Origin of the sequence: Brenneria goodwinii, assembly GCF_002291445.1 — a bacterium.
In the GTDB taxonomy this organism is placed as follows: Bacteria; Pseudomonadota; Gammaproteobacteria; order Enterobacterales; family Enterobacteriaceae; genus Brenneria; species Brenneria goodwinii.
In genome coordinates, this window is the sequence record NZ_CP014137.1 from 33,099 (window position 1) to 59,048 (window position 25,950).

Genomic DNA, 25,950 nt, shown 5'->3' on the forward strand with positions numbered 1-25,950 from the left:
CCGGTTATTGGGTATATACCGTCGTCGTATTTTGCTTTTTGAGATACATCGCCAACGCCCCGAACAGCAAAGGCAATGGCAGAAACAGAAAGACATCGCTGAACGACCAGTTGGCGGCCAGCATCGCGGAACCGATGCCCGCGCCGCTGATCGCTCCCAGCCGACCGATCCCCGTGGCCCAACTGACGCCGGTCGCACGCATGAACGTGGGGTAAAAGTGGGCCGCCAGCGCATAACATCCTGGATTGATGCCGTTGATCGTGAAGCCAAGCAGCAGCACCAGTGAACATAACAACGGCAATGTTGGCATGTGCAGGCCTAATAGCAGCGCGCCGCAGGCTCCGCCCAATAGCGTCAGCGCAATGGCCCGGTGTTTCCCCCAGCGATCCATTTCCAGGCCGATGCAGAAATTGCCGGCGATGCCGCCTACCTGGAATATGGCACCGATGATGACCGCCTGAGATAACGTCAACCCCGCATCCCTGACCATTAATGGCAGCCAGCTCGACAGTAAATAAACGCTGAATAAACCGATAAATAGGGTGGCCCAGATAGCCAGCGTGCCGGCGGCATATGGCGCGTGAAAGAGCGATCCGATGGCGCTTTTCTGCGTGATTCGCGGTTCGGAATTGATGAATCGGGTATTGGCGTCGGCGACCTGGGGAATAAAGCGGTTAAGCAGTCGCGCTAACCGCTGTTGATATCGGGTATGCAGGACCAGAAAACGCATGGACTCGGGTAAATACAGCAGCAGGACGACGGTCAGCATCAGCGGCAGCACGCCACCGGCAAGGAATACCGAGCGCCAGCCGAACATCTCGATCAGCCGTTCGCTCGCCAGCCCGCCGAGTGCGGCGCCAGTATTAAATCCGCAGTGGATGGCGGTCGACATATGTGAGCGGCAGCGTTTAGGCGCGTATTCGGCGACCAGCGTCGTGATGTTGGGCATGGCCGCGCCCAGGCCGAGCCCGGTGAGAAAACGAAAGATAATCAGACTGAGCAGATCCCACGACCAGGCCGAAATCAGGCTGCCGATGCCGAAAAACAACACTGAACCGACAATCAGCGTCTTACGTCCATGGCGATCGGCCAACGGGCCGGAAATTAATGAGCCGCAGGCCAGTCCTAGCAGTCCGCTCATCATGACCGGGCCTAATTCATGGCGGGAAATTTGCCAGTCATCGATCAAGGCCGGGGCAATAAAGCCCATGGCGGTCACATCAAAACCGTCGACGGCCAGCGTAATAAAACCCAGAAAGATAATCAGCCATTGCCGTGGGGTAATGGGCTGAGAATCTAAAATGGTACTGATATCAATTTGTTTTTGACCAGACATACCCATCTCCATTCGTTGTTGTTTCAGTCGATACGTCATGGTGGTGTTTATTGGGTTAACGTCGTGCAATACGTAGCGGGAGCGGGCCGTCAGCCAAAACGGTATTCGATGCCAAACGTACCCTGCGGGTATTCCCACTTCTGGATAATCGAATCACCGCACAGCACCCGGCATGTGCCGCACTCCAGACAGCCTGCGTAGTCAAAATGAACATTGCCTTCGGCGTCCTGTTTATACAGGCCGGCGGGGCAGGCGATGACCAGCTTTCTGAATTGAATCGGATCGGGCGCGTCAACCAGCAGGATATGCGGATTGCTTTCATCAACCCGGAACTTATTGACCCCCAGTTTGATATCGACATTGACATTGTTCATAGCGCACGTACTCCATTGACCCCATCTTTCAGCAGATTAAGCAGGCCGACCTGTCTGCTGCGGGACCAGATTTTGGCTAAAACGGATTGACCGGGTTGGCCGTCAATGACGAATAAATCGGACATCAGGTCGGCGGCCATGCGCGGGTATTGGTTGAATAAACGCGGGTTTTCCATAAAGGCCGGCAGCTTGCGGTAACGATGCATATCCTGCAAAACGAAGCTCTGTTCCAGTTGCCGCCGATAGTCCATCAGGCCGTCGGCGCTGAAATCCTGCGTCTGTTTGGCATTGATCGCGGTGATGGCGGCGGCTTCCGCCGAGGCGATAGCCAGATCCATACCGCGTACGGTATAGCCCAGATTCAGGCACAGGCCGGCAGCGTCTCCGACGATCATTACGCCATTGCCGACCATCCGGGGCAGCATCGACATTCCGCCTTCCGGCACCATGTGCGCGGAGTATTCCTGCAACGTTCCCCCCTGAATAAGCGGCCTAATGGTGGGATGTCGCTTAAAATCCTCCAGCATTTGCGGCACGCTTTTATGTGCCTTTTCGACATTTCCCAGCCCACAAACCAGCCCGAGAGAAAGCGTATCGCGGTTGGTATAAAGGAATCCGCCGCCCAGCAGTCCGTCCGATGGCGAACCGGCAAACAGCCAGGCCGTCCCTTCGCCGGAAGGTAAATTAAAGCGGTCTTCCAACTGTGATTGCGGCAGTGAGATCAGCTCTTTAACGCCAACCGCCAAGTGGTGTGGAGAAGGCGGCGGCACCAGACCGATATCGCGGCCAAGCAGGGAGTTGACGCCATCAGCCAGGATGACGATATTGGCCGCCAGCGTATCCTCGCCCGCCTGTACGCCGGTGATCCTGTCGCCCTCTTTAAGCAGGGCGTCAACCCGGACGCCGGCAATAAACTGCGCGCCCGCGCCTTCCGCTTTTTCCATCAGCCACCGGTCAAACTCGCTGCGCAATACCGTGTAGGAGTTTTGCAGCGGCTGGTCTGACCGCTCGGTATGAAAGTCCAGCGTGACGGCGCTTTCCGCGGTTAAAAATGAAACTTTTTCCCGCGTGACTTTTCTTTCAACCGGCGCTTCCCGCGCAAAGCCGGGCATGATTTTTTCCAGACTGTGGGCATAAAGACGCCCGCCGGTCATGTTTTTACTGCCGGCCGCGTTGCCGCGTTCTATCACCAGAACATCCAGCCCGGCTTTAGCCATCACGTAGCTGGCGATGCATCCGGCGACGCCCGCCCCGACCACGATGGCATCGAATTTTTCTTCCGACATGGGTTTTGCTCCCTGGCCCGCGACCGTTTTTATACGAGCGGACTCTTATTATTAGCGGCTTAGCCGTTCAATTAAGGCTGGTACGACCTTATAGATATCCCCGACCAGGCCATAGTCGGCGTACTGAAAAATGGGGGCGTTTTTGTCTTTGTTGACGGCGACGATGGTTTTGGCGCCGTTTCCGCCGACCATATGTTGAATCTGCCCGGAAATGCCGAGCGCCAGATAGAGATCGGATTTCAGCAATACGCCGGAAACGCCGATATAGCGTTCGCGCTCCATCCAATGTTCGCCTTCGGCGATTGGCCGCGAACAGCCCACTTCGGCCTGAAGACGCGCCGCCAGATCCTGCACCATGCGCAGATCGTTCTGCGCCGCCAGGCCTCGCCCGATGCCCACCACGCGTTTGGCTTTACTCAGGTCTACGCTGCTGGCGGGTTTTCCCCGCCGTTCCAGGCAAACTATTTCCTGCCGGGGCGTGATGTAGCCTTTCTCTGTCACCGGACAGGCGTGCGGCGTATTTTCCGGCAATGGTTCAAACACGCCGGGAGAGACGGTGGCGATAACCAGCGGCGTGTCGATGCGTTCCCGGCCAAAGGCCAATCCGCCGTACATCCGGTGTTCGGCGCAGATCCCGCCGGATTCGATACTCAGGGCGGTGACATCGTTAACCAGCGCGGCATCGAGCTGGATACTCAGTCTGGCGCCCAGCGCCTTACCGCGTTTGGTGGCGGCCAACAGGATGAGCGTGGCCGGTCGTGGATTGGTTTGCTCAAGCGTATGATTTATCGTCGCGGCAATGGTTTCCGCATAATTTTCTATCCGCTGTAGCGCCGGCATCTCGCCCAGCCAGTACAGGGTATCCGCCGCGCCCAGTCGCCGAATATGTTCGACGCCGTCGGCGTTGACCGCCAGCGCCGTAACCTGTTCTCCCAACTGGCGGGCGCCGGCCAGCAGTTCGGCATAGCGATCGTTCTTATCGCTGAACACCCATATGTTAGTCAGTTTATTCATGGCGGTTTCCTCTCTAGTTCAGCGCCTTACTCAGGTAGTCGGCCAGTTGGCTGATGCTTTCGGGTGAGTCATCTTCAATAATGATGTGTTTGCGCGCAGTCTGGGCCGGCGCAAAGACGCTGACCAGTTCGCTGTGCGGGGGCGAGGGCGTCCAACCGATGTCGTCCGGGCGCCATTGCGTCACCGGCTTTTTCCCCGCGCCCAGAATGGCTTTCATTGAAGGGATCTTCGGCACGTTAATATCGGAGGTGACGCACAGCACGGCCGGCAGCGGGATTTCCAGCACTTCCACTTCATCTTCCAGCGAGCGCTCGACCCTGACGCGGTTTTCCGTCACCGCAATCGCGCTGACGGCATTCAGGGTAGGCAACTGAAGCATTTCCCCCACCAGCAGACCGACCTGTTGGGCATACATATCGCCGGAACCTTCGCCGAATAGCATCAGATCGAATTCGATCTTGCCGGCGGCGGCGGCCAGCGCCTGCGCGGTGTCGTAAGGCAGGGCGCGTTCCAGACGTTCGTCCTGCACCAGATAAAGCTCGTCGGGGCCGCGGGATAGTAGATCCTTGCGAATTTTGGAGTTTTCCAGCAGTTTGCCGCCGACGCTGAGCGCGGCGATCCGATCGCCAGCGCCGGCGAGCTGAGCCGCCGCTTCCAGCGCATTCAGATCGAACTGGCTGATCTTGGCGCCGACGCGATCAAAATTCAGCGTTCTCTCAGGTGTGATCACTATGTCCTGTTCTTCGGGCACCAGCTTGCAACAGGTGATGATTTTCATTATTCCCCCTATCGGCTTTCGTACTGTTTCAGGATCTGGCGGGCGGAGATATACACCATGATTTCATCGGTGCCTCCGCCAATGCGATTTACCCTGGTATCCCGCCAGAATCGGGAAATACGGCTGTCGTCGGTGTAGCCCAGACCGCCCATGATTTGCATGGCGTCGTCGATCACCTCGCAGGCAGATTGCGCGCAGTAAATCTTGCACATCGGCGAGGAAAGACGCATGGGTAGGCCGCTGTCGCACTCCCAGGCCACCCGGTATACGAAGTTCTTCATGTTCTGGATTTTGATGGCCATCTGGGTGAGTTTGAGTTGGATCATCTGGAACTGGCCGATGGGTTTGCCGAACTGGATACGCTGATTGGCGTAGCGGGCGGCATCTTCAAAAGCGCACTCGGCAACGCCGAGAGAGTGTGCGGCGATAACCAGACGCTCAATCTCAAAGTTTTCCATCATATGGATGAAGCCGTAACCTTCGCGGCCCACCATATCGCTTTCCTCCACTTCCACGTTATCGAGGAAAACCTCGCAATTGCTGACCATATGCCAGCCGACTTTGTGCAGATCGTTGCGTTTTACGCCGGGAGCGTTGGGATCCAGCCACCATAAGGTAAAGCAGCGTTTGGGATCGTCCGGTTCGGGATTGCGCGCCAGCACCAGCATGTAAGGGTAGTTTTTGGCGCCGGTAATAAAGGTTTTTTGTCCGTTCAGGTAAACCTTGCCGTTTTTGCGCGTGTAGGTGGTGGCAATGCGGTTATTGTCTGAACCAGCCTGCGGTTCGGTAAAGGCCAGCGAGTAGGCGGGAATACCCGACAGACCAATTTCGGCCGTTTTCGCCAGCTGTTCCGGGCTGCCGAAGCGCTGCATATTATGAATGCACTGGCCTTCGGTCATGATGTAGGCGGGCGCGCCCATCCGCGCGATTTCCTCCAGCACCAACACCTGGGTCAGCATATCGGCGGGAACGCCGCCCAGCTCCTCAGGGATCCCTAAAAGACCGATGCCGCTTTCCGCCAATGCGGAAAAGAACTCATGGGGAAACTTGCGCGTTTCATCGCAGGTTTTGAAATATTCTTCAGGAAAATCGCGGCTGATAAGCTCGCGGATACTGGCGAGCAGCAGTTCCTGTTCTTCGGTTAGCAAAAAGTCCATGATTGCTCCTGATTATTACTGGCCTGGAAGTCCATAACGTCTCCTCATTAAAGGCTGTCGTGGGATATATTCCCTTTATCATTTTCAATGAATATTTTTTTTCGGTATTGCCGTTATTCATTGAATACTGTTATTTATGGCGATGGATATTTTTAGTGGGTTTTTAATGGTTTTATTTTCTGGTACCCGGCGAGCATAGAATAACTATTGTCGCTTAGATATAGACAATCATGACAATTACTTGGACAAAATAGACATTTCTTTTTTTATGAGATAAGGGATATAGATCATTGCTGTGAATTTTAATTATATTGATTAACATTGATTTAACCTTATATGGCGTAAATACACATTGCTAATAAATATTGATCTCTCTCGCAAAAACAGGAATGAATCATAAAAATAAATATTTAATATAAAAGTGTTTATTTTATAAATTATTGTTTTTTAATTATTTTTATTTTGTTTCCTCTAGGGCGTTTATCGCAATGTTCGATTTGTCCTGTGATTAGTTGAAAATGTCAATGTTTAAATGATGCATCCTGTTCCTATAATCTGATTATCGCCAACCATGCAGCGAATTATTTACAGAGAATAAAATCCTCGCAATGCGTGGAAACGATTAAATACCAATTTAATCACCATCATAACTTTCGTATTCACTCAATGATAAATAGAAGGTGGTATATGGCCATATTATCGCAACAAGAACTGGATGCCTTGAAGAAAAAAGTCCGTAGAGTGACAGAAACCGATCTGGAAGAATTGCAACTGGAAGTGGAAAGAACCAATGTCTTTCCTGAAGCCTATTATGATGTGTGCCGTAAAAATGATTTATTCCGCCTGGCTATCCCCGAAGAATATGGCGGCCTGGGACTGAATTGCGAACAGTTTTTCTCGGTTATGGAAGAGTTCTGCCGCGGGCCGGGCGGTATGCGAATGAATTTGCATCATGCCAACGGTCTGAACTGGCGCATCCTGCGCGATCACGGCGCGGAAGATTTAAAGGCCCGCTGGCTGCCGTTACTGGCGAATAAAGACGCCTACATCAACTTCGCGTTAACTGAGGCCGGCTGCGGTTCCGGGGCGGATATTCGCACCACCGCGGTCAGGAAAGGCGACAAATATGTCCTTAACGGCTCAAAAACACTGATCTCCCACACCGACATCTCCGATGCCAGCTATGTCATTGCCGTCACGGATGAAAATAAACGCAAAAAAGGCGGTCTGACCGCCTTCCTGATCGAAACCAACACTCCCGGTTATTACATCGATCCCATGCCGCACATGATGGGATGCCGCGGCGCGGGCCACGCCTATCTGCGCTTTGAGAACTGCGAGGTTCCCGCACACAACATTATGGGGAAAGAGGGCGACGGGCTGGATATTTTCATGGATGCGCTGGCGCACTCCCGCGCCATGATCGCCGTCACCTGTCTGGGCATGTCCCAACGCTTTCTGGAACTCGCCATCGCGCGGGCCAAAGATCGCGTGACGTTCGGTAAACCGCTGGCCGCGCGCCAGGCCATCCAGCAGACCCTTGCCGACATGGGAACGCAGGTCCATGCGCTGCGGGTGATGTTGCAGGACTGCGCCAGAAAATTCGATCGCGGCGAGGATATCGAAATGGTCTCCGCCATGTGCAAGCTGCACGGCATTGATACCGTCCGTACCGTATCGGATGGCTGCCTGGAGATCTTCGGGGGAATCGGGTATTTCGAGGATAACCCCTACGGACCGGTCGAAAGAATGTACCGCGATGCCAGAGCGTTATGGTTTGAAGAAGGGCCGCGTACCGTTCAGCGCCTGACGATTGCCCGCCCGCTGATTGCCAGCGCCGGCGTTATTGCGTGATGCCTCGCTAGCAGCGTCATCATCACCGATCACAATGGCTGCATCTCTTGGCGTCATCGCTGGTGTAGCCATTTTCGTTTTATCGCGGGAGTGGCATATGAGTACATCAATTGGTAATACACGCTGGAACATCGTGGTTCTGCTGATCATTGATTATTTTGTCATGTTTGTCGCCAGAAGCAGTATGTCCATGTGCGGGCCGGCGTTAATGCAGCAGTATGGTTGGAACGCAACGGAGTTCGGTTGGGTGTCCACCGCCTTTTTTATCGGCTATGCCGTAACCATGTTGCCCGCCGGCGCGCTGGCCGATCGCTTTGGCGGTGGCGTCGTGCTGGTGACCGGCACCCTGTGGTGGGCGCTGTTCACATTTTTAACCCCCTTTGGCTCGACGTTGGGGATAATGATGTTGCTGCGTATTCTGGTGGGCATCGGGCAGGGCGTACTGGTGCCGGCGAATTTCTCACTGCTGGCCAACTGGGTGCCGAAAAATGAATCCGGCAAGGCCACCGGATTATTGCAGGTAGGCTGTCCGGCGGGCATTGCCGCTTCGATGGTGTTTTCCGCCTGGATTATCCAAACCTGGGGCTGGCAAATGGCGTTTTATGTCGTTTCCCTGCCGGGCATCCTGTGGTGCCTTATCTGGTGGCGGTTAGGTAAAAATCGGCCGGAGCAGCATCCCCATATCACGCCTGCCGAGTTGTCTTATATTCAGGCCGGGCAAAAGATCGCCCCACCAGCCGGCGTTTCATCAAGCAACACGGACGGCGTACCGGTACTCAGTAAGCGCGATATTTTTTCCACGCCCTCGGTCTGGGGATGTTCGCTGTGCTATTTCTGCACCAACTATCTTTTCTTTCTGTTTATGACCTGGCTGCCCACCTATTTTGCCATGGGACGGGGGATTGACCTGAAGCAGAGTGCGATTTACTCCATGCTGCCTTATCTGGTGGCGATTTTCGCTTATCCGCTGGGCGGTCTGGTGGCTGATAGCGCTTCTCAGCGCTTCGGGCAAAATTTCGGCAGGAAACTATCGCCGATTCTCGGGCTGCTGCTGGCCGGGCTGTTTTTAATTCTGGGCACGCGCGCCGGCAGCCTGTGGAGCGCCGCCGGATTGATCTCCGCTTCCAACTTCTTTTTGTGTTTTACCATGGCATCGCATTTCTCTATTCCTATGGTTTTTTCCCAGAAAAATACCGGCGTACTGGTGGGGCTGAACGGCGTGTTTGGCACGGCCGCCGGCATTCTTTCGCCGGTATTTTCCGGTTTGATCATTGATATCACAGGCAAATATGAATACGCCCTGTACCTCGGCGCGACGGTCGCCATCGTCGGCGCGCTGATCATTCTGATGGTGCGTATTCAGCCAATCGAAAAAAGGGATCATCCGGTGGTTCATCAAACGCTGAGAATGTAACTTTTTGATATTTTAATAAAATCCAGATTATCTACTGAGTGAAGGAGTAAATATCATGAGACCATTGGAGGGAGTGAAAGTCGTCGATCTGACCTCTTTTCTGGCGGCGCCCACGGTGCCCCGCATTCTGGGCGACTGGGGCGCGGATGTGATTAAGATCGAACCGCCGGCCGGGGATCCCGGCCGGACGCAGGCGTCGGTTTTCAATATGCCCTACAGCGATGAGGAAAACCCGGCATTTGATATTGCCAATGCCAACAAGCGATTCCTGTGCCTTAACCTGAAAAACGATCGCGCAAAATCGATCGCCTATAAAATTCTGGCGACGGCGGACGTCATTGTGACCAACTATCGGACGAAAGCGCTGGAGCGTCTGGGTTTCTCCTATGAAGAGCTGCACCTGCGTTTTCCCGGCCTGATCTTCGCGCAGATCCTTGGCTACGGTGAACAAGGGCCGGAGAAGGATACGGCGGGATTTGACGCCACCGCCTACGTGTGCCGGGGCGGGATCCTGGGTTCCACCAACGAACGGGGCGAAACGCCGATCAATTCGGTGAATGGTTTCGGTGATTTTCAGGCTTCGATGTGCCTGGTTTCGGGCATCTGCGCGGCGCTGCTGGCACGCAATAAAACCGGCAAAGGCGATAAAGTCACCGTAAGTCTGCATCATACGGCCCTGTTTATGATGAGTATTGCCGTGGTGTCTGCTCAGTACGGCAACCGCTATCCGAAATCCCGCCGTGAAGTGGCCAACCCGTTCAACAACACCTATCAAACCCAAGATGGCCGCTGGATGGTGATCTGTATTCCCGAATATAACCGCTTTTTTAATAAATTCATGACGCTGCTTGGAAGGGCGGATCTGGTGGACAGCCCTGACTTCTGCCGGATTGACGACGTCAACCGTCATGGGCGCAACCGCGCGATTATCGATATCATCAGTGAACAGATCGCTCAGAAAACGTTGAGCGAAATGATGACCATGCTCAAGCAAAACGATTTTGCCCATGAGAAAGGTTATACGCCTGACGAGATCCTGGAGGATGAGCAGGCATGGGCGAATGACTGTCTGCGTCAGGTGACTTACCCCACGGGTAACCAGCGGGTATTGACCACGCCGCCGGTGAACATCGGGGAAATGGGGCCGGCCCGTATTCTCCCATCGCGGGCGTTGGGTTATCACTCCCGGCAAATCCTCTCTCAGTATGGCTATTCAGCGGCGGAGATTGACAGCCTTAGGGCTGAAGGCGCGGTGATCCTTCATCCTCAGTCAGAATCTGTTGAATGATGCGGCCATGCCGGCAGCAAACATGTGCATGAATACAGGACAGCCTGTCACGCGATACGGTCTACGGCGGTGGAACGATATCCGTTGCCATGGACGCGCCACATTTCATCTAAGCCGATTATCCATGAGTTTGCGGGCGGGAATATGAAGCCAATAAGTCATTGCGGTGATAACGCCACTGCTTTGATCCGCCGGCTCAAACGTCGGAAGTCCCTACTGTATTCAAGATGATTAACCGAAAGATCGGACAGATTTAAGGGGAACGCTGATGACGAACACTATTCCCGCCTATGCCTTATATGGCGAAAAATCAGAGTTAAGCTGGGAAAACTTCTTTAATGTCGAAAATATTTCTTATCGCTCAAAAGTCTATAACTGGAAAGTTAGTCCACACTTGCATGAATCATTAATTCAGGTGCTGTTTATTCAGCAAGGGCAGGTTGATGTGTTACTCAATTGCGCCCGCTTAACGGCGGTGTCTCCCTGCCTTATCCTGGTGCCCGCGCAGACCGTTCATGCCTTTCATTACACGCCGGACACCGAAGGACTGACCGTTACCGCTTCTCAGAAACCACTGGAATCAATGGCAAACCTGCTGGCGCCGAGTTTGATGAAACTGATTCACCAGCCGTGCGTTATCGCGCTGGATAAAACGGCGGGCGACAAAAAAACCGTGCTGGGTTTTTACAAAGCTATGCTGCGCGAACTTCGCGTACCGACGGTCAACCAGACGGCGATGTGTATGTCGCTGTTTACCTCGCTATTTATTTATATCTCGCGCATTAGCCATTTGTCGCTGGAGCAGCAGGAGCTCGCCACTTGTTCACGCAAGGCGGCGCAGATTAATAAGTTCCTGCGTAGCGTGGATCGGCAATTCAGGATGCGGCTTTCCGTGAATGACTATGCTTGTGAAATGGGCATGTCGCCCGGCCACCTTTCCCGGCTGTGTCGTATTGCTCTGGGGATGTCGAGCCTGGATGTGATCAATATGCGGGTGGTGCAGGAGGCTCAGCGTGAATTGGTGTATACCGCGAAAACCATCAAACAGCTGGCGGCGTCGCTGGGGTTTAACGATGAAGCCTACTTTACCCGTTTTTTTCATAAGCATACCGGCGTCAGTCCGAAACGGTTTCGCGAACTGGCGGTGCAGCAAATTGCCCTGTCGGAGGAGTTGCCGGCGGCCGACGAGTCGTCTGACAAGTCAGCTTTACAGGATGATTACGCGCAAGAGGGCGACAACGTGAAAACGACGTAATTAACGGGAATGTCCGGAAATTGATGCTGCGAGTATAAAGAAAACCCCGAGAGTATCACCTTCCCGGGGGCTTCTGCGCAGCGTATGGCTTGACGCGCAATACGCCGTTAACTGGCTGAACTGGAAATTTTACTGCCCAGTTTTTCCACATCCTGACCAAAACCGCGCGCGGTATTACAACCGCTCAATACCGAGACCATCAGCAGCGATGCTATGAGTAATTTTATATATTTCATCGTCGTCACCAGCAGATTCAACATGCGTACACTTTGTCATAACCGTACGCGGAAATTCAATCTCAGGAAGCTGAAAACGCTGACATTTATCAAAATATTCTCACCGGAGTCAGCGCGTGACTCGGCGGCGTTTTCATCGCCCCCAGTTTTGCTATATCCATCCAATATTGCGCACAGCGTCTTGCGGCGTCAGCTTAATTATTTTGTTGTTCCGCCCGCATTTTATCCCGGACTTTTTGCAGAAACTCATCGCGATTCCATTCCTGCGGCTTCCCGCTAGTTAATCCGCTAAAAACAGCTCCAGCAGCGAATTTAGAAACAGCTTGCCGCGCTCGGTAATCTGCCAGTGAGTGGCGGTCTCAATCAGGTAGCCCTGCGCCAGCGCCTGATCCAACTGCGGGCGAATCACGCTTTCATCCAGCCCGGTGTAGGCGCTGAAGTCTGCTCGCTGGGCGGCTTCCAGCAGGCGAAAACGGTTCATGAAAAACTCAAAAGGCCGGTCTTCATTCGCCACCTCATGCTGCCTGTCCAGATAATTGCCCTGCATATAGCCGCGCGGATGGCGGGTTTTCACCGTGCGCAGAATACACCCGTCGCTAAAGGTCAGCTTGCCGTGCGCGCCGCAGCCGATGCCCAGATAATCGCCAAAGCGCCAGTAATTCAGGTTGTGTTGACACTGGTAGCCCGGTTTGGCGTAGGCCGAGGTTTCGTATTGCTGATAGCCTGCGGCGCTCAGCAACTGATGGCCCTGCTCATAAATATCCCACAGCGCGTCATCGTCCGGCAGTTTTGGCGGGCGTGAGCTGAACAGCGTGTTGGGTTCGATGGTCAGTTGATACCACGACAGATGGGGGGGATTGAGCGCAATCGCCTGACGCAGATCGTCCAGCGCTTCTTCCAGCGACTGGTCGGGCAGCCCGTGCATCAGGTCAAGGTTAAAGCTGCGTAATCCCAGTCCGGCGGCCAGATGAGCGGCGCGTTTGGCCTCTTGCGGGCCGTGAATGCGGCCCAGCCGGGTGAGCTTATGCGGATTGAAACTTTGTACGCCAATCGAGATGCGGTTGATGCCCGCGCGCTGATAGCCGCTGAAGCGATCGGCCTCTACCGTGCCGGGATTGGCTTCCATGGTGATTTCGGCATCGGGCGTTAGCGTCAGGCGCGCCCGCACGCCATCCAGCAGCGATTGCATCGCTTCCGCGCTCAGCAGGCTAGGCGTGCCGCCGCCGATGAATATCGAATGCAGCGGCCGAACGCCCGCCAGCGGCAGATCGGCATCCAGATCGGCCAGCAGGTGGTCAACATATTCCTGATGCGGAATATCGCCTTTCAACGCGTGGGAGTTGAAATCGCAATAGGGGCATTTTTGCACGCACCAGGGAATATGAATGTACAGGCTGAGCGGCGGTAGCTTAAGCATGACGCAGGGCATCCAACAACAGACGCAGCGCCTGACCGCGGTGAGACAGCGCGTTCTTCTCTTCACGCGTGAGCTCGGCGGCCGTTTTGCCCAGCTCCGGTACGAAGAAGATCGGATCGTAACCAAAACCGCCGGCGCCGACGGGGTCATGCGTCAGCACGCCTTTCCAGCTACCGAGGCATACCAGCGGAGTAGGGTCTGCCGCATGACGCAGATAAACCAGCACGCAGTGGAAGCTGGCGCCGCGCTGTTCGTCAGGCACCGCTTTCAGGGTATGCAGCAGCTTGTCCAGATTCTGCCGATCGCTGGCATCCACCCCCGCGTAGCGCGCGGAATAAATGCCCGGCGCGCCGCCTAATGCATCCACCGCCAGCCCGGAGTCGTCGGCGATGGCGGGTAAGCCGGTAATCTGAGCGGCGTGGCGCGCCTTCAGGATCGCATTCTCAATAAATGTCAGGCCCGTTTCTTCAGCGGAATCGACCCCCAGTTCCGTTTGGGCCACGATATCCAGACCAAAATCCGCCAGCAGACTGGCGAGTTCACGCACCTTACCGGGGTTACCGGTAGCCAAAACCACTTTTTGCATTCCTGTTTTCCTGCGTCTTTATTGAATCAGTTCCGCGACTTCTGCCGGGATGGTTTGCGGGTTGATGATTTTAATCTGTTTATGCCGACCGAGTTCACCTTTTTCGATAATGACCAGACTTTTAGCAACCCGGAACTGTTTGGCGAGGAATTTGGTCAGATGGGCATTGGCCTGCCCATCGACCGGTGGGGCGGTGATGGCGACTTTCAGTTCGTCGCCGTGCAGTCCGATAATCTGGTCGCGACTGGCTTTCGGCTGTATATACAGCCGAATGATCAGATCGTCGTTATGGCGGGTGACGGCGCTCACAGCAAGAACCACAATCCCGGAAACAGATCCATACCCAGATAATTGAGCATATACAGGATCAGGATCACCACCATGGCGGAGAAATCGATACCGCCCATCGCCGGGATAATGCGGCGGATCGGCGCCATAAAGGGTTCCGTCAACTGGTGCAGCAGATATTCAATAGGGCTGCGGCCCTGACTGATCCAGCTCATCAGCGAGCGAATGATCACCACCCAGAAAATCAGATAGCCCGCCGATTTAATCAGGGAGATCAAACCGACCAGCAGATTCATCGGGCTGAGCGATAGCGCACCCACCTGAATCAGCAACAGCAAAGGATACTTGATGGTGGTCAGAATAAACGCCAGCAGTAGCGATGCGCTATCAATCGGGCCCAGTGACGGCAAAATACGACGTAGCGGGCCGACAATCGGCTGAGTAATTTTTACTACGAATTGCGACAAAGGATTATAAAAGTCGCTGTGCGACCACTGCATCCAAATGCGCAACAGCAATACCATCACGTAGAGGTCGACCAGCGTCTTGACCAGAAAAGTCAGGGTAAGCATAGATACATCAGTTCCTTATTAAAGAGAGTAAACGGGCGGATGATTAGCGCGTTGCATTAAAATAACTTTTCCATTTCCTGTGCGCGGTTGACCGCAGCCTGCATGGCCTCTGCCACCGTCTGCGTCAACTGGCGTTCGTTAAATACCTGTAGTGCCGCGGCGGTGGTGCCGCCTTTAGACGTCACATTTTCGCGCAGGGTCGACAGCGGGGTATCCGGGCTGGCTTCCACCAGCGCCGCGGCGCCGGATGCGGACTGCTGTACCAGCAAACGAGCGGTGTGCGCATCGAACCCCTGACGGATAGCTTCCTGCTGCATCGCTTCCATAAACAGGAAGAAATAAGCGGGCGCGCTGCCTGCGGCGGCAATCACGCCGTTAATATCCTGTTCGTTTTCCACCCAGCATACTTTACCTACGCTTTTCATCAACCCGGCGGTAAATTCACGATCGGCGGTGCTGACGGCGGCGGGGGCGTACAGTCCGCTCATGCCTTTCCCCACCAGCGAAGGGGTATTCGGCATGATCCGCACGATGTTCAGCGTTTCTCCCAGCAGCGCCTGAAAACGGGCGATGCTGATGCCGGCGGCAATCGACAACACCAGTTTGCCGGTGAAATCCACCTGCTGGCGCAGGGGCTCGCAAACGGCCGCCATCATTTGTGGTTTCACCGCCAGCACAATAACATCAGCTTCCCGGGCGCTTTGTACGTTATCCGCGCTGCTGATCACGCCATATTTGGCCGCCAACGCATCGCGGTGGGTGCCGGATGGGGAACTCAAGCTGATGTGTCGGGCGGGATAACCTTCATCAATTAACCCGGCAACAATGGCCTGCGCCATATTGCCTGCGCCAATAAACGCTATTTTACGTTGTTGCATCTATGCTCTCACTGATTTCTTGTGCTGTTAATCGTTGCCGATGCGGCTGTCGATGTCGTGGTACCGGATTATTTCGTCGACGCCGAGTAATCCCGCGCGCCGAAAATGGCCGTGCCTATCCGCACCAGCGTACTGCCCGCGACGATGGCGGCGCGCATATCATCGGTCATGCCCATCGATAAGGTGTCGATATGGGGGTAGTGTAATGTTAACTGTTGGAACAGATCATCCATTTGCCGGAAAACGGCCAACTGACGTTGGTAGTCTGTTTCAGGGGCCGGAATGGCCATCAATCCCCGCAGACGCAGATTCGGCAAGGTCGCCACGCTGGCCGCCAATGCCGATAATTCATCAGCCTTAATGCCGGATTTGCTTGGCTCGTTGCTGATATTGATTTGCAATAATACGTTCAGCGGCGGTAATGACGCCGGACGCTGTTCGCTCAATCGCTGTGCGATACGCAGACGATCCACCGTGTGGAACCAGTCAAAATTTTCGGCCACCAGCCGGCTTTTATTCGACTGTAGCGGACCGATAAAGTGCCATTCTAACTCTGTTTCCGCTCTGTTTTCCCGAAAGTAACGGATTTTGTCCACGCCTTCCTGCACATAGTTTTCGCCAAAGGCGCGTTGCCCGGCCGCGATGGCTTCTTCGATAGCGGTCACAGGTTTGGTTTTACTGACTGCAAGCAGTTTAATTGCTTCTGGTGTCCGTGCGCACTGTTGCGCGGCAGCGGCGATTTGCTGCCTGATGTCCTGTAGATTCTGCTGGATAGTCGTCATAGTGATTCGGGAGATTATCGATGAATGTGGGTGAATGGGTGTCGCTTAGTGTAAAACATAATGCATCGGATCTGCACCTGTGTAGCGGACATCCGCCGGTGTTGCGCGTTGATGGTCAGCTGCGCGCGGAAAATACCTTACCACGATTGCGCGCCGATCAACTGGAACAATGGTGCGCCGCCTGGCTTGAACCGCCCCAGCTACAGCAGCTTCGGCAATCGGGGCAACTGGATTGCGCCCTGATGCTGGCGGACGGACAGCGTCTGCGTGTGAACCTGTTCCGTCAGCGGTTGGGATTATCCGCCGCGCTGCGCATCATACCGTCAACCCATCCTTCATTAACCGCGCTGCGGGCGCCGCCGATCCTGTCCGAACTGCTTGATGGAACCAATGGCCTGATTTTACTGACCGGCGCCACCGGCAGCGGCAAGTCAACCACGTTGGCGGCGATGATTGCGGCGCTGAACCAGCGTAGCCATCGCCATGTGATCACGTTGGAAGATCCGATCGAGTTTATTCATAACAGTCGGCAGTGTCTGATCCAGCAGCGCGAAATCGGCCAGCACAGCATATCGTTCGCAGAAGCTCTGCGCGCCGCGCTGCGCGAAGATCCCGATGTGATCTTGCTGGGGGAATTGCGCGATACCGAAACGATCCGGCTGGCGCTCACGGCGGCGGAAACCGGGCATCTGGTGTTGTCCACCCTGCATACCCGCAGCGCGGCGCAGGCGGTGGACCGGCTGGTGGACGTGTTTCCCGGCGATGAAAAAACTTTTGTCCGCAGCCAGCTTGCCGCGTGTCTACAGGCGGTGATCGCGCAGAAACTGCTGCCGATGGCGCAAGGGGGCCGGGTGGCCTTGTTTGAAATACTGACGGCAACCTCCGCGGTCAGTAATCTGATCCGGGAAGGGAAGAGTCACCAGTTGCCGACGCAGATCCAGAGTGGCGCTCAGGCAGGCATGCAGACGTTTGAACAAAGCTATCAGCAACGTATCCGGGAGGGGGTGCTATCTTGACGCTTTCCACATTGTCTTGATGGCGGGGCGCTTCTGGGTCGTTTGGATCCCCGCCGCCTCAGCGTCGGCTGCCCAGCCACTGCAATGTATCTCTGGCGAAGGCCATACGCTGATCTTCGATAGCCGTATTGTAGGTCACGGCCTGAGGAACCCCGTGGTTTTCGTGGGTAATGCGCGTATTGAGGTTTTTATTGAAATAATGGCGTAACGTATTTTTTATCGATTCCGGCAACGAATTGAACACGCTCTGCGACGTCGTCAGCCGATAGAAATCGGCTGGCAGTTGGTGTTTGAATTCCCGCGTCACAAACGTATCCCTATTACTTTTGTCATAATCGCCATCGTCAATTTTGGCATAGTTGCGCTGGTGAAATTGATTCATCGCCTCTTCACGCGACGCCATTGCTTTCACATCATGCAGAGAAAAAATTTTGCAGCCGGAAGGCGATTTTTGAACCGAGGTGAATAACACCGTTAACGCGGCGTCATGGTCGGTGATATGTTCCGCAATGTCAGAGTCCGTAAACGCAGAGGCATAGGCGTCCACTACCACCAGCGAGATCTTATTATTTTTCTTCTCCGCTTCCACCGCCACGCTATGCGGCGGTTCATTAGGTTCATCATCATCCGCAATGTTCATCACCGCACGCCATTTGGTGTTGTTGTCCATCATACGCAGCGCATTTTTCAGTTCGTCGCCATTCGTTGCAGAAATACTCAACAGGCCGATCTGTAGATGATGTTTATCGTTTTGCGCCATGATGAGATATTTTTGCAGGGCGCTTTCTTCCGTTCTGACATTCGGCTGAATGGAATCACTAGCGTGACTCTCCAGTTTATTCAGATAGTTGTTCAGCTGCTTTGTTACCTGCCGCGGGTTATAGCCTTCAGATGAACGGAGACCGAGGCCGAGGCGGCTAAACCGCGCGCTCAGGCCGGCGGACGTCTCTTTGCGGGCGGACGTGTAAGGATAAACCGCGTTTGCCGGCTGCGAAGAGGAAGATTCTTGCGGCCCGCCCGACGATTCGGCGGCGGAAGTGGCGGAAGATGAGGTGGCGTTCAGCGAGCCGGACTGCGATGGCTGAGAAGCGGTAAAAGAGGTGATAAAGGGAATTCGCATGGTAATGGTTCAGCGTATTAAGACGGATACTTTCTGTGTGTGTTGGTCTTCGCGATCGGTTCCCTCAACGTTTTAAACGCGCTGCGATGTTATTTTTCTTGCGTGTGAAAATGGTTTTGCATGCGGATAATAAAGATATATTTTTTAAAATTGTGAGTAATGTCGTTATTTTTCAGGGGCAAATGATGGGCTTTAAATTACTCGTTATTTGACCTTGATGGCTGGATTGCCATTAGTGTTCTATACGTGTGTAAATCCACACCAGGGATCTTATTATGAACGCCAATTTTAAAAACGAAATACAAACATTTGGACGCTCACTATTATTACCCATTGCGGTATTAGCCCCCGTCGGGATGCTAATGGGTATTTGCAGTGCGTTGGGGCAGGCTTATATGATCGATAAGCTGCCCTTTTTAGGTAATGTTTATTTTAAGGCTATTCTTTCTTCCGTTGGTTTAATCACTAGCGTCGTCTTTCAAAATATTCCGTTGCTGTTCGCGATGGGCGTTGCCTACGGCATGTCAAAAAAAGAAAAGGGTATTGCCGTTTTCTCATCCGTCATCTCCTATCTGACATTACTTATATCCATGCATGTCCATTTAAAACTGATGGGACAATTGGCCGGCGATGATATGGCCTTTGTCGGACAGGGGATGGTGCTGGGCGTGCAGACGCTGAAAATCGAGGCGCTGGGCGGTATTATCGCCGGTTTACTGGCGGCAAAGGTAACCGACCGTTATTATCGCCTGCAATTACCGTTAGCCTTTGCGTTTTTCAGCGGTAAAAAATCCGTGGCGATTTTATCGATAGCCTTCACAATCCCTGTCGGATTGTTAATCCCTTTTATCTGGGATGTGTTTGCCGCGGGAATGAAAAGTATTTCGACCATTATGATGGCGCCGCATATCGGCGCGGGGATTTACATGACGCTTAACCGGCTGTTGATTCCTTTTGGTTTGCATCATGTGCTGAGTTCCACGGTTCGTTTTACCGAAGCCGGCGGCACCTATTTAATCGACGGTCAAACGTATGTCGGTATTTTGCCGGCGATGAACAAAATTCTGTTTGAATTGGGGCCGAATCATCCCGCCTGGAATGAGTTTATGCCGACGTTGTCGAGTTATCTGGCTTCGTCGCAAATGCTGACCACCTTATTCCGCGTACCGGCCATTGGGCTGGCGATGTATCACATGGCGTATTTCAAGAATAAGAAATTTGCCAAAGGTATGATACTGACCGTGGTGCTCACCGCATTCCTCGGCAATATCACCGAACCGCTTGAATTCTCGTTTCTGTTTATTGCGCCCAAACTGTTTATTGTCTATGCGGTGCTGTGTGGCTTACTCACCATACCGCTGCAAATATTAGAGGTCTCCATTGGTTATATCCGCGGTACGATTTTCGATTTCGGCATTTTTGGTCTGATGTATGAAAATACGCACTGGGTAAACCTGATCTTACTCGGCGGTATTAACTTTATCGTCTTCTATTTCGTCTTCCGCTGGGCAATTGGCAAATTCGATATAAAAACGCCAGGCCGTGAAAGCGAGATGGCGGACAGCACCCTGTTAAATAACAAAGAGTATGACAAGGTAGCCCAATTGGTGATTGAGGGGCTAGGGGGCAAAGGGAATATCAAGCGGGTGGAAAACTGTGTTTCCCGTCTGCGCGTCGATCTTCATAATCAGAAATTGCTACAGATGGCGTTGCTTAAAGACGCCGGTTCCATGGGGACATTTATTCCGTCCAGCAACCATGTTCATGTTGTATTCGGGCCGCATGTGGAGTTTGTCCGTAACGCGGTAGATGATGTTTTAGCCGGAACCAGACAAGATTAAGAGGGACGGACATGCGTGCACTGTATGATTCAAAAAGCAAAACCATCGACCATAAAGGGATGAAAGATCTCTTTACCCACGAGGCAAGGGTGCAGTCATGGCTCGATATCGAGGCTGAACTGGCGCTGGCGCAGGCAAAAGTGGGCATGATCCCGCAATCGGCGGCGCGGAATATTGCGGCCAACTGTCAGCTGGAACGTATTGATCTGGCGGAAATCGAGCGTCTGATGCAGCGGATCGGCCACGGTTTTGTTCCGGTGATTAAAGTGCTGGTCAAGGCCTGCGACGCGGAAAGCGGCAAGTATGTGCATTATGGCGTGACGACGCAGAATATTCAGCAAACGGCGCATTTGTATCTGGCTAAGCAGTTCCATCAGAAACTGATGCAGTTTGTCGACGATGTGTTGCTCAACCTTGCCCGGCTGGCAACAGAACATAAAAACACCCTGATGGCGGGCCGCACGCACGGCAAACATGCGTTGCCGATCACCTATGGCTATAAGGTTTCGGTATGGATTTATGAACTGTTGGGCGCGGTGGAGCGCATGCAGGAAGCGGAGAAACGGGTATTTACCGTGATGATGGGCGGCGCGGTCGGCGCGTTTCATGCCACCGGCGAGCCGGGGCGCCGCGTGCAGGATCTGGTGGCGGAAGCGCTGGGTATGCACTCGATGCCTGTTCCTTCCCGTAACGCCAGAGTGTATCGGGCGGAATACATTTCGAATCTGTGCCTGTTAGCGACCACGCTGCATAAAATTGCCGAAGAGGTCTATCAGACCTCCTGCGAAGAGTTTGGCGAGGTTTCCGAAGCCTTCGCCAAAGGAACGGTCGGCAGCAGCACGATGCCGCAGAAGGTCAACCCCAAACTGGCGAAGGGGATTATCGCCAACGCGCAGAAACTGTATGCCGTGCTGACTTCGTCGCTGTATGTGTGTCCGCGCCCGTTTGAAGCGGATAGCTCGGCCTACTTTATCTTTGATGCCAACCTACAGGAGAGCATGGAGCTGATGGCGGAAATTATCCTGCGCGCCGAAGAGTTGACTCGCACGTTGGTGATCGACAAGGCGCGGATGCGGCAGAACGTGATGCTGACTCACGGGTTGATCAACAGTGAAAAAATCATGATGAAGCTGGTAGACAAACTGGGCAAGGATCCGGCGCATGAGCTGGTTTATCACATGGCGATGCGCAGTACCCATGAAAATATTGAATATCGCGAGGTGCTGGCCAATGACCCGGTTATCGCGGCGAATTTCAGCGCCCAGGAGATCGCCGAACTGCTGGATCCCGCGGCTTATACCGGCCTATGCGCGGTACTGGCGGAAGAAATGGCCGCACAGGTATTTAAGCGCGTATCGTGATTTACCGGATCTGTTAAAACTTACCCGTGGTGATAACAGGGGAAACGTGGTGCGAGGCGGACGCTTGACGACGCTTCGCACGGGCGTTTCGTGCATTAAACAGGGCGCTTAATACCGTTGAGCAGGCAATCAGATAAAAAAGTCAGAGTAATGCTGTTCCAACCAGCGGCGGCGTTGATGCTGGTCAAACCCGGCGGTTTCTTGCAAAAAGGCCTCAAGCGGAATTTTCTTTTTAGCATGGGACAGCCCCTGCTTACTCAATAACGCAATATCATCCTGAGTAAGATAAAAATTCACTTTGCTATAATCCAGCCGGTAGTATTTCAGATAGTTGGATATTTTATTGGTGAAAGTAATTAATAAGTCGCAGGGTAACTGATTAAGACGCTGTAATTCATTGATGTTAACGCAGTCAATAATCTCAATATGAAAATGGGATTTAAGCACTTCTTTAAAATAACCCACTTTACTTTCAGACGAATTAGTCACGATGATGACACGCTTCTTCGGTTCGCTGTAGATGCGATTTTGCAGCTCATATTTTTTCAGAATTAAAACCAACGTCGCCAGATGAATGGGCGAAAATGTTGTCTGGTAGTGCTGTTCAATCGGTGCGGTAGCTTGACGAACGCCATGATATAACGCGGCATAATGGGTCTGTACATCGTGCAGTTTTTTATCATCGAAATAGAGATTGAATTTATTCTGGACGATGGCCGAATAAATGAACTGATACAGCTCGGCAAAAAAGGGATGGCTGTTATGAATTTTTGTTCGCAGTAACGGAAAAAGGGCGGAACATAATTGCCGTACATGGCGGATCAGCGAGGGATCGTAGACATTGAACGGCCGCCGGGCAAAGGTCAGGGATGAAATCAGCAAATTCAGAAACTGGTTTTCATCGTGTTGCTCCAGTAGTGAAAAATCCAGTGACTGGATAAATTCAAGCCGTTGACCGTGCGCGATCGCATGTCCTCGCCGGATACGGTGCAGGGCGATGCTCATATAAACCAGAAAATATTTCTTGCTGTTATAGCCTAGCTGCACCACGGGTGCCAGCCGCTGCTGGTAAAGCGCCGCCGCCGTCTCTATTTCCGGGGCGCACTGTGTTAAAAACTGCAAGGCGATCGATTTGTTGATCGGCTCATTGGCTTGGTGGGGCACCAGCCGATGGTCTTCTCCGAGCTCTACGGTTTTCAGAATAATCATGCAGATAGCGATCCGCAGCAGGGTTTCATCGCCTTCCAGCCTGGAACCTTGTTTGGGAATACTGGTTATAGTGAGGCGGTTGGTCTGCAAAAAGCCTTGCAGCGTCTGATTATCATTTTTCAGCGTAGTGGGGCTGACGTGGAATTTCCGGTAATACTCGCTCTTGTTCACCACATCCTGTAGGCAAAGCGCCACGCTCAAATCTCTGATGCGTTCATCCGGCGTAGTGAGATAATGGTTGAACTGAATATGTTCGAGAAAATCAATATATTCCCGATAACTCATGGCGGTGGTAATAAACTGATTATCAATATGCAGATGATAATCAGGCCGGAGCTGTTCGTTGATCTCTTTCATGGTCCGTTTCAGCGTGGATAACGTCTTGGCAAATTTCGTTATGGCCTCTTCAATCGCCAGCGGACTGTGTTCCTGCACATATTTCAGAAAAGTGAGATCAAAACTATTCATTCATGTACTCATGAGGATGATTGATTCGCAACGATCGATACGGGCGGTATCAACAGCGATTTTACTAATAATAGTTTCCCATAATCCAAAGTGAAAAAAATGATACAGATCGAATAATTAAACATGCGCTGAGCTAAAACCGGTTCGTCAAATCGGGTTCGGGATAATACGAAACACTACAGCAATCACATATAGCGATACAGCCGCTCTGTATGCAATTTTCTATATTAGTAAGGTGTTATTGAATAGGCCGGTTGGAATCGCCGAACCAGCATATGGCGAACACTAATCGCATCAAATCATTGCAGTAATTAATAAAGACAAAATATCGCTGTGATGTTATTACCGGAACAGCGACATCGATTATTTTTTTGAGGGGTTATCTTCCGGGCGATCGATCTTGCAAAGGCAACCTGGTGTGACAAGGGGATCTGAACGACGGCACCGGGACTTCCCCGGATGCCGTCAACGTAATAAGCCGATGGGCGCTACACCTGAAACAACGACATTGAACGAATAAGCTGCTGTGATTGCTCTTCCAGTGATTGGGTGGTGACGGAGAACGATCTCACTAACTGGGTATTTTGCTGTGCCGCTTTATCGATTTGCGTGAAAGCGAGATTGACCTGTTCAATACCCCGGTACTGTTCTTGCGTGGCGTTGGAGATATTTTTCATCAGTTGGGTGATGCGCATGATCGCGCCGTCCATTTCGTCCATGGTTTCGCCGGCGTGTGAAGCCAGCTCCAGTCCTTCGGAAATGCGCGTTTGCGAATCGGTGATCAGGGCGCGGATCTCTTTGGCGGCCTGCCCGCTGTGCTGCGCCAGATTGCGAACCTCTCCGGCGACGACGGCGAATCCCCGGCCTTGTTCGCCCGCGCGGGCGGACTCTACCGAAGCGTTCAGCGCCAGAATATTGGTCTGGAAGGCGATGCCGTCAATCACGCCGAGAATATCATTAATCCGTTTGGCGCTGGCGTCGATCTCCTGCATTTTCTCAATGACATAACAGACCGATTCGCTGCTTAGACCGCTGGTATCGGCCACGTTGTTAGCCAACTGATGCGCCTGTTCCGCATGTTCGGCATTATTTTTTACCGTTGCGCTGAGTTGTTCCATGCTGGCCGCGGTTTGTTCCAGTGAGGCGGCGGACTCTTCGGTGCGCTGTGAAAGACGGTTATTCTCTTCAAAAAGTTCGCGGCTGCCGCGATCGATCTGGGTACCGGCGTCGCGCACCTGTCTGACGGCATCCAGCAACGCGCCCTGCATGCGGCCAATCGCATCGTTCAAGCGTCCCAGTTCGTTATTTCCCCCCAGCATCACACGGCAGGTCAGGTCGCCCGTGGCAACGCGCTCCAGTTGGTCAATCGCATGATCCAACGGTTTTAACAGCATGTGGCGCAACGCTATCCAGGCAAGGCCGGCCAGCGCGACCGACAGCAGGCAGGAAATAATGATGAGTAGCCGCATTACTCGTTCATTGTGTGCGGATAACGCCAGTCGTTGTTCAGAGAGTTGCTGTGCGTAGAGGCGAAAATCCTGGATGGATTTATCAAAGGCATCGCTTAGCGGACCGAGCTGTTTTTCCAGAACGTCGTAATACTCGTCGGTATATTGTTTTTGCAGTGAACTGAGCATCGGCATCATGCCCTGTTCAAGGTAGACCTGATAGGTTTTCTCTACTTCCTGCGCCAGCGAGTGTCTTTGCGTATCAGGTTCGATGGACGCCATCACCAGGGCAATCTCTTTCTGGGACTGCAGCAGATTGTTCTCTACCGTTGCGGTTTCTTTCGTTCCATCGTCAAGCAGCCCGATCTCAATTTTTCTAACGGCCAGCGCAGCCGACGCCCTGGCCCTCAGCGTCAGGTTATAGCCGTTCATCAGGCTACTCAGCTCCGTCCCCTGAATTTTATTCAGCGACAGCAGCGCCTCTTTGTCATTTTTAATTGCCAGGATACCCATACCGCTAACAATAAGCAGTAACAGGGTGGTTAAAAGTAATAATGTCAGTAATCCGGCACGAATGGAGATGTTTTTCAGTCCCATTGTTTCCTTTTCCTTGTGTGTGCGACATGAAGAGACAAAAGCCGTAAACCTTGTAGCCTCGCTAAACCTCATGTTTCCTTCGAGGCCATTCATCAAACAGAACATCACAGAAAATGCGGAGTCGGTGCGGCGCGAACATAGTCGATGCCGGTAAAGCCATAATAAAATCAGTTAGACGGGGCAACGCAGACTACCCGGATAACCGGGTTTATCGTCTGTCCGTTCGTCTTCGCAAGACTGGCGCTGAGTTTTAACGTCATTTTTTATACTCCGCCTAACTAAAAATCGGCTTAAAAGTGATAACCATTAGGGCTGGATGATGGATATTTTACAGTTTGACGGATTTGACTGGGAAATCAGCGGCGTGCTCGTCGC

The 25,950-nt window shown here is 53.0% G+C and carries 23 protein-coding genes; 7 read left to right on the forward strand and 16 right to left on the reverse strand.

What is annotated here, in order from left to right; translation table 11 throughout:
- Window positions 1-4: 4 nt before the first annotated feature.
- The 6 genes from ACN28R_RS00160 to ACN28R_RS00185 form a co-directional block, all read right to left on the reverse strand.
- Window positions 5-1,336 carry an MFS transporter gene (locus ACN28R_RS00160; RefSeq protein ID WP_095833237.1) on the reverse strand — a complete coding sequence of 444 codons (1,332 nt, stop codon included), beginning with the start codon at window positions 1,334-1,336 and terminating at the stop codon, window positions 5-7.
- Window positions 1,337-1,425: 89 nt separating this feature from the next.
- Window positions 1,426-1,710, reverse strand: a complete 285-nt coding sequence (locus ACN28R_RS00165; RefSeq protein WP_095833238.1) for a ferredoxin family protein — start codon at window positions 1,708-1,710, stop codon at window positions 1,426-1,428.
- A complete protein-coding gene (locus ACN28R_RS00170) occupies window positions 1,707-2,996 on the reverse strand; it encodes an FAD-dependent oxidoreductase (protein WP_048637572.1) in 1,290 nt (429 codons plus the stop codon). The genes ACN28R_RS00165 and ACN28R_RS00170 overlap by 4 nt, the downstream gene beginning before the upstream one ends.
- A 51-nt stretch (window positions 2,997-3,047) precedes the next feature.
- Window positions 3,048-4,010: an FAD-binding protein gene (locus ACN28R_RS00175; protein ID WP_048637573.1), complete on the reverse strand. Its 963-nt coding sequence runs from the start codon at window positions 4,008-4,010 to the stop codon at window positions 3,048-3,050.
- A gap of 13 nt (window positions 4,011-4,023) precedes the next feature.
- The gene (locus ACN28R_RS00180) at window positions 4,024-4,788 is read right to left on the reverse strand and encodes an electron transfer flavoprotein (protein WP_095833239.1); all 765 of its coding nucleotides are present in this window, start codon (window positions 4,786-4,788) and stop codon (window positions 4,024-4,026) included.
- 8 nt (window positions 4,789-4,796) lie between these two features.
- Window positions 4,797-5,945 carry an acyl-CoA dehydrogenase gene (locus ACN28R_RS00185; protein WP_095833240.1) on the reverse strand — a complete coding sequence of 383 codons (1,149 nt, stop codon included), beginning with the start codon at window positions 5,943-5,945 and terminating at the stop codon, window positions 4,797-4,799.
- Between the two features lie 687 nt (window positions 5,946-6,632).
- On the opposite strand from ACN28R_RS00185, the gene ACN28R_RS00190 reads away from it, so the two are divergent.
- From ACN28R_RS00190 to ACN28R_RS00205, 4 genes are all read left to right on the forward strand, one after another.
- On the forward strand, window positions 6,633-7,799 hold the full coding sequence (locus ACN28R_RS00190; RefSeq protein WP_095833241.1) for an acyl-CoA dehydrogenase family protein: 1,167 nt from the start codon (window positions 6,633-6,635) through the stop codon (window positions 7,797-7,799).
- Between the two features lie 97 nt (window positions 7,800-7,896).
- Window positions 7,897-9,213, forward strand: a complete 1,317-nt coding sequence (locus ACN28R_RS00195) for an MFS transporter (protein WP_095833242.1) — start codon at window positions 7,897-7,899, stop codon at window positions 9,211-9,213.
- A gap of 55 nt (window positions 9,214-9,268) precedes the next feature.
- Window positions 9,269-10,501 (forward strand): CaiB/BaiF CoA transferase family protein, encoded by a 1,233-nt coding sequence (locus ACN28R_RS00200; RefSeq protein WP_095833243.1) that lies wholly within the window; start codon window positions 9,269-9,271, stop codon window positions 10,499-10,501.
- Window positions 10,502-10,769: 268 nt separating this feature from the next.
- On the forward strand, window positions 10,770-11,756 hold the full coding sequence (locus tag ACN28R_RS00205) for a helix-turn-helix domain-containing protein (RefSeq protein WP_095833244.1): 987 nt from the start codon (window positions 10,770-10,772) through the stop codon (window positions 11,754-11,756).
- A gap of 107 nt (window positions 11,757-11,863) precedes the next feature.
- On the opposite strand, the gene ACN28R_RS00210 is transcribed toward ACN28R_RS00205, so the two are convergent.
- The 7 genes from ACN28R_RS00210 to ACN28R_RS00240 all read right to left on the reverse strand — a co-directional run bounded on the left by ACN28R_RS00210 (window position 11,864) and on the right by ACN28R_RS00240 (window position 16,515).
- On the reverse strand, window positions 11,864-11,992 hold the full coding sequence (locus ACN28R_RS00210) for an entericidin A/B family lipoprotein (RefSeq protein WP_095835687.1): 129 nt from the start codon (window positions 11,990-11,992) through the stop codon (window positions 11,864-11,866).
- Between the two features lie 280 nt (window positions 11,993-12,272).
- Window positions 12,273-13,409 carry a radical SAM family heme chaperone HemW gene (hemW, locus tag ACN28R_RS00215; protein ID WP_095833245.1) on the reverse strand — a complete coding sequence of 379 codons (1,137 nt, stop codon included), beginning with the start codon at window positions 13,407-13,409 and terminating at the stop codon, window positions 12,273-12,275.
- On the reverse strand, window positions 13,402-13,995 hold the full coding sequence (gene rdgB, locus ACN28R_RS00220) for an RdgB/HAM1 family non-canonical purine NTP pyrophosphatase (protein WP_095833246.1): 594 nt from the start codon (window positions 13,993-13,995) through the stop codon (window positions 13,402-13,404). Before rdgB ends, hemW begins: the two co-directional genes overlap by 8 nt.
- Before the next feature lie 18 nt (window positions 13,996-14,013).
- A complete protein-coding gene (gene yggU, locus ACN28R_RS00225) occupies window positions 14,014-14,304 on the reverse strand; it encodes a DUF167 family protein YggU (protein ID WP_095833247.1) in 291 nt (96 codons plus the stop codon).
- The gene (locus ACN28R_RS00230; RefSeq protein ID WP_095833248.1) at window positions 14,301-14,855 is read right to left on the reverse strand and encodes a YggT family protein; all 555 of its coding nucleotides are present in this window, start codon (window positions 14,853-14,855) and stop codon (window positions 14,301-14,303) included. The genes yggU and ACN28R_RS00230 overlap by 4 nt, the downstream gene beginning before the upstream one ends.
- A 56-nt stretch (window positions 14,856-14,911) precedes the next feature.
- Window positions 14,912-15,733, reverse strand: a complete 822-nt coding sequence (proC, locus tag ACN28R_RS00235; RefSeq protein WP_095833249.1) for a pyrroline-5-carboxylate reductase — start codon at window positions 15,731-15,733, stop codon at window positions 14,912-14,914.
- Between the two features lie 68 nt (window positions 15,734-15,801).
- Window positions 15,802-16,515: a YggS family pyridoxal phosphate-dependent enzyme gene (locus tag ACN28R_RS00240; protein ID WP_095833250.1), complete on the reverse strand. Its 714-nt coding sequence runs from the start codon at window positions 16,513-16,515 to the stop codon at window positions 15,802-15,804.
- Window positions 16,516-16,535: 20 nt separating this feature from the next.
- On the opposite strand from ACN28R_RS00240, the gene ACN28R_RS00245 reads away from it, so the two are divergent.
- Entirely contained in the window at window positions 16,536-17,531 is a 996-nt protein-coding gene (locus tag ACN28R_RS00245) for a type IV pilus twitching motility protein PilT (RefSeq protein ID WP_048637587.1), read from the forward strand.
- A 58-nt stretch (window positions 17,532-17,589) separates the two neighbouring features.
- On the opposite strand, the gene ACN28R_RS00250 is transcribed toward ACN28R_RS00245, so the two are convergent.
- Window positions 17,590-18,651: a YopJ family acetyltransferase gene (locus tag ACN28R_RS00250; protein WP_095833251.1), complete on the reverse strand. Its 1,062-nt coding sequence runs from the start codon at window positions 18,649-18,651 to the stop codon at window positions 17,590-17,592.
- Between the two features lie 275 nt (window positions 18,652-18,926).
- Between ACN28R_RS00250 and ACN28R_RS00255 the strand changes: the two genes are divergently transcribed.
- On the forward strand, window positions 18,927-20,492 hold the full coding sequence (locus ACN28R_RS00255) for a PTS transporter subunit EIIC (protein WP_048637589.1): 1,566 nt from the start codon (window positions 18,927-18,929) through the stop codon (window positions 20,490-20,492).
- A gap of 11 nt (window positions 20,493-20,503) precedes the next feature.
- On the forward strand, window positions 20,504-21,853 hold the full coding sequence (locus ACN28R_RS00260; RefSeq protein ID WP_048637590.1) for a class-II fumarase/aspartase family protein: 1,350 nt from the start codon (window positions 20,504-20,506) through the stop codon (window positions 21,851-21,853).
- A gap of 129 nt (window positions 21,854-21,982) precedes the next feature.
- On the opposite strand, the gene ACN28R_RS00265 is transcribed toward ACN28R_RS00260, so the two are convergent.
- Both ACN28R_RS00265 and ACN28R_RS00270 read right to left on the reverse strand, forming a co-directional pair.
- Complete coding sequence (locus ACN28R_RS00265) at window positions 21,983-23,530, reverse strand: PRD domain-containing protein (protein ID WP_095833252.1); 1,548 nt, start codon at window positions 23,528-23,530, stop codon at window positions 21,983-21,985.
- A gap of 488 nt (window positions 23,531-24,018) precedes the next feature.
- Window positions 24,019-25,575 carry a methyl-accepting chemotaxis protein gene (locus tag ACN28R_RS00270; RefSeq protein WP_095833253.1) on the reverse strand — a complete coding sequence of 519 codons (1,557 nt, stop codon included), beginning with the start codon at window positions 25,573-25,575 and terminating at the stop codon, window positions 24,019-24,021.
- Between the last annotated feature and the right edge of the window lie 375 nt (window positions 25,576-25,950).

What these genes read in the sequence shown, in the direction of transcription:
- ACN28R_RS00160 (WP_095833237.1), bottom strand. Translation starts at nt 1,336, where the DNA reads ATGTCTGGTCAAAAACAAATTGATATCAGTACCATTTTAGATTCTCAG.
- ACN28R_RS00165 (WP_095833238.1), bottom strand. Translation starts at nt 1,710, where the DNA reads ATGAACAATGTCAATGTCGATATCAAACTGGGGGTCAATAAGTTCCGG.
- ACN28R_RS00170 (WP_048637572.1), bottom strand. Translation starts at nt 2,996, where the DNA reads ATGTCGGAAGAAAAATTCGATGCCATCGTGGTCGGGGCGGGCGTCGCC.
- ACN28R_RS00175 (WP_048637573.1), bottom strand. Translation starts at nt 4,010, where the DNA reads ATGAATAAACTGACTAACATATGGGTGTTCAGCGATAAGAACGATCGC.
- ACN28R_RS00180 (WP_095833239.1), bottom strand. Translation starts at nt 4,788, where the DNA reads ATGAAAATCATCACCTGTTGCAAGCTGGTGCCCGAAGAACAGGACATA.
- ACN28R_RS00185 (WP_095833240.1), bottom strand. Translation starts at nt 5,945, where the DNA reads ATGGACTTTTTGCTAACCGAAGAACAGGAACTGCTGCTCGCCAGTATC.
- ACN28R_RS00190 (WP_095833241.1), top strand. Translation starts at nt 6,633, where the DNA reads ATGGCCATATTATCGCAACAAGAACTGGATGCCTTGAAGAAAAAAGTC.
- ACN28R_RS00195 (WP_095833242.1), top strand. Translation starts at nt 7,897, where the DNA reads ATGAGTACATCAATTGGTAATACACGCTGGAACATCGTGGTTCTGCTG.
- ACN28R_RS00200 (WP_095833243.1), top strand. Translation starts at nt 9,269, where the DNA reads ATGAGACCATTGGAGGGAGTGAAAGTCGTCGATCTGACCTCTTTTCTG.
- ACN28R_RS00205 (WP_095833244.1), top strand. Translation starts at nt 10,770, where the DNA reads ATGACGAACACTATTCCCGCCTATGCCTTATATGGCGAAAAATCAGAG.
- ACN28R_RS00210 (WP_095835687.1), bottom strand. Translation starts at nt 11,992, where the DNA reads ATGAAATATATAAAATTACTCATAGCATCGCTGCTGATGGTCTCGGTA.
- hemW (WP_095833245.1), bottom strand. Translation starts at nt 13,409, where the DNA reads ATGCTTAAGCTACCGCCGCTCAGCCTGTACATTCATATTCCCTGGTGC.
- rdgB (WP_095833246.1), bottom strand. Translation starts at nt 13,995, where the DNA reads ATGCAAAAAGTGGTTTTGGCTACCGGTAACCCCGGTAAGGTGCGTGAA.
- ACN28R_RS00230 (WP_095833248.1), bottom strand. Translation starts at nt 14,855, where the DNA reads ATGCTTACCCTGACTTTTCTGGTCAAGACGCTGGTCGACCTCTACGTG.
- proC (WP_095833249.1), bottom strand. Translation starts at nt 15,733, where the DNA reads ATGCAACAACGTAAAATAGCGTTTATTGGCGCAGGCAATATGGCGCAG.
- ACN28R_RS00240 (WP_095833250.1), bottom strand. Translation starts at nt 16,515, where the DNA reads ATGACGACTATCCAGCAGAATCTACAGGACATCAGGCAGCAAATCGCC.
- ACN28R_RS00245 (WP_048637587.1), top strand. Translation starts at nt 16,536, where the DNA reads ATGAATGTGGGTGAATGGGTGTCGCTTAGTGTAAAACATAATGCATCG.
- ACN28R_RS00250 (WP_095833251.1), bottom strand. Translation starts at nt 18,651, where the DNA reads ATGCGAATTCCCTTTATCACCTCTTTTACCGCTTCTCAGCCATCGCAG.
- ACN28R_RS00255 (WP_048637589.1), top strand. Translation starts at nt 18,927, where the DNA reads ATGAACGCCAATTTTAAAAACGAAATACAAACATTTGGACGCTCACTA.
- ACN28R_RS00260 (WP_048637590.1), top strand. Translation starts at nt 20,504, where the DNA reads ATGCGTGCACTGTATGATTCAAAAAGCAAAACCATCGACCATAAAGGG.
- ACN28R_RS00265 (WP_095833252.1), bottom strand. Translation starts at nt 23,530, where the DNA reads ATGAATAGTTTTGATCTCACTTTTCTGAAATATGTGCAGGAACACAGT.
- ACN28R_RS00270 (WP_095833253.1), bottom strand. Translation starts at nt 25,575, where the DNA reads ATGGGACTGAAAAACATCTCCATTCGTGCCGGATTACTGACATTATTA.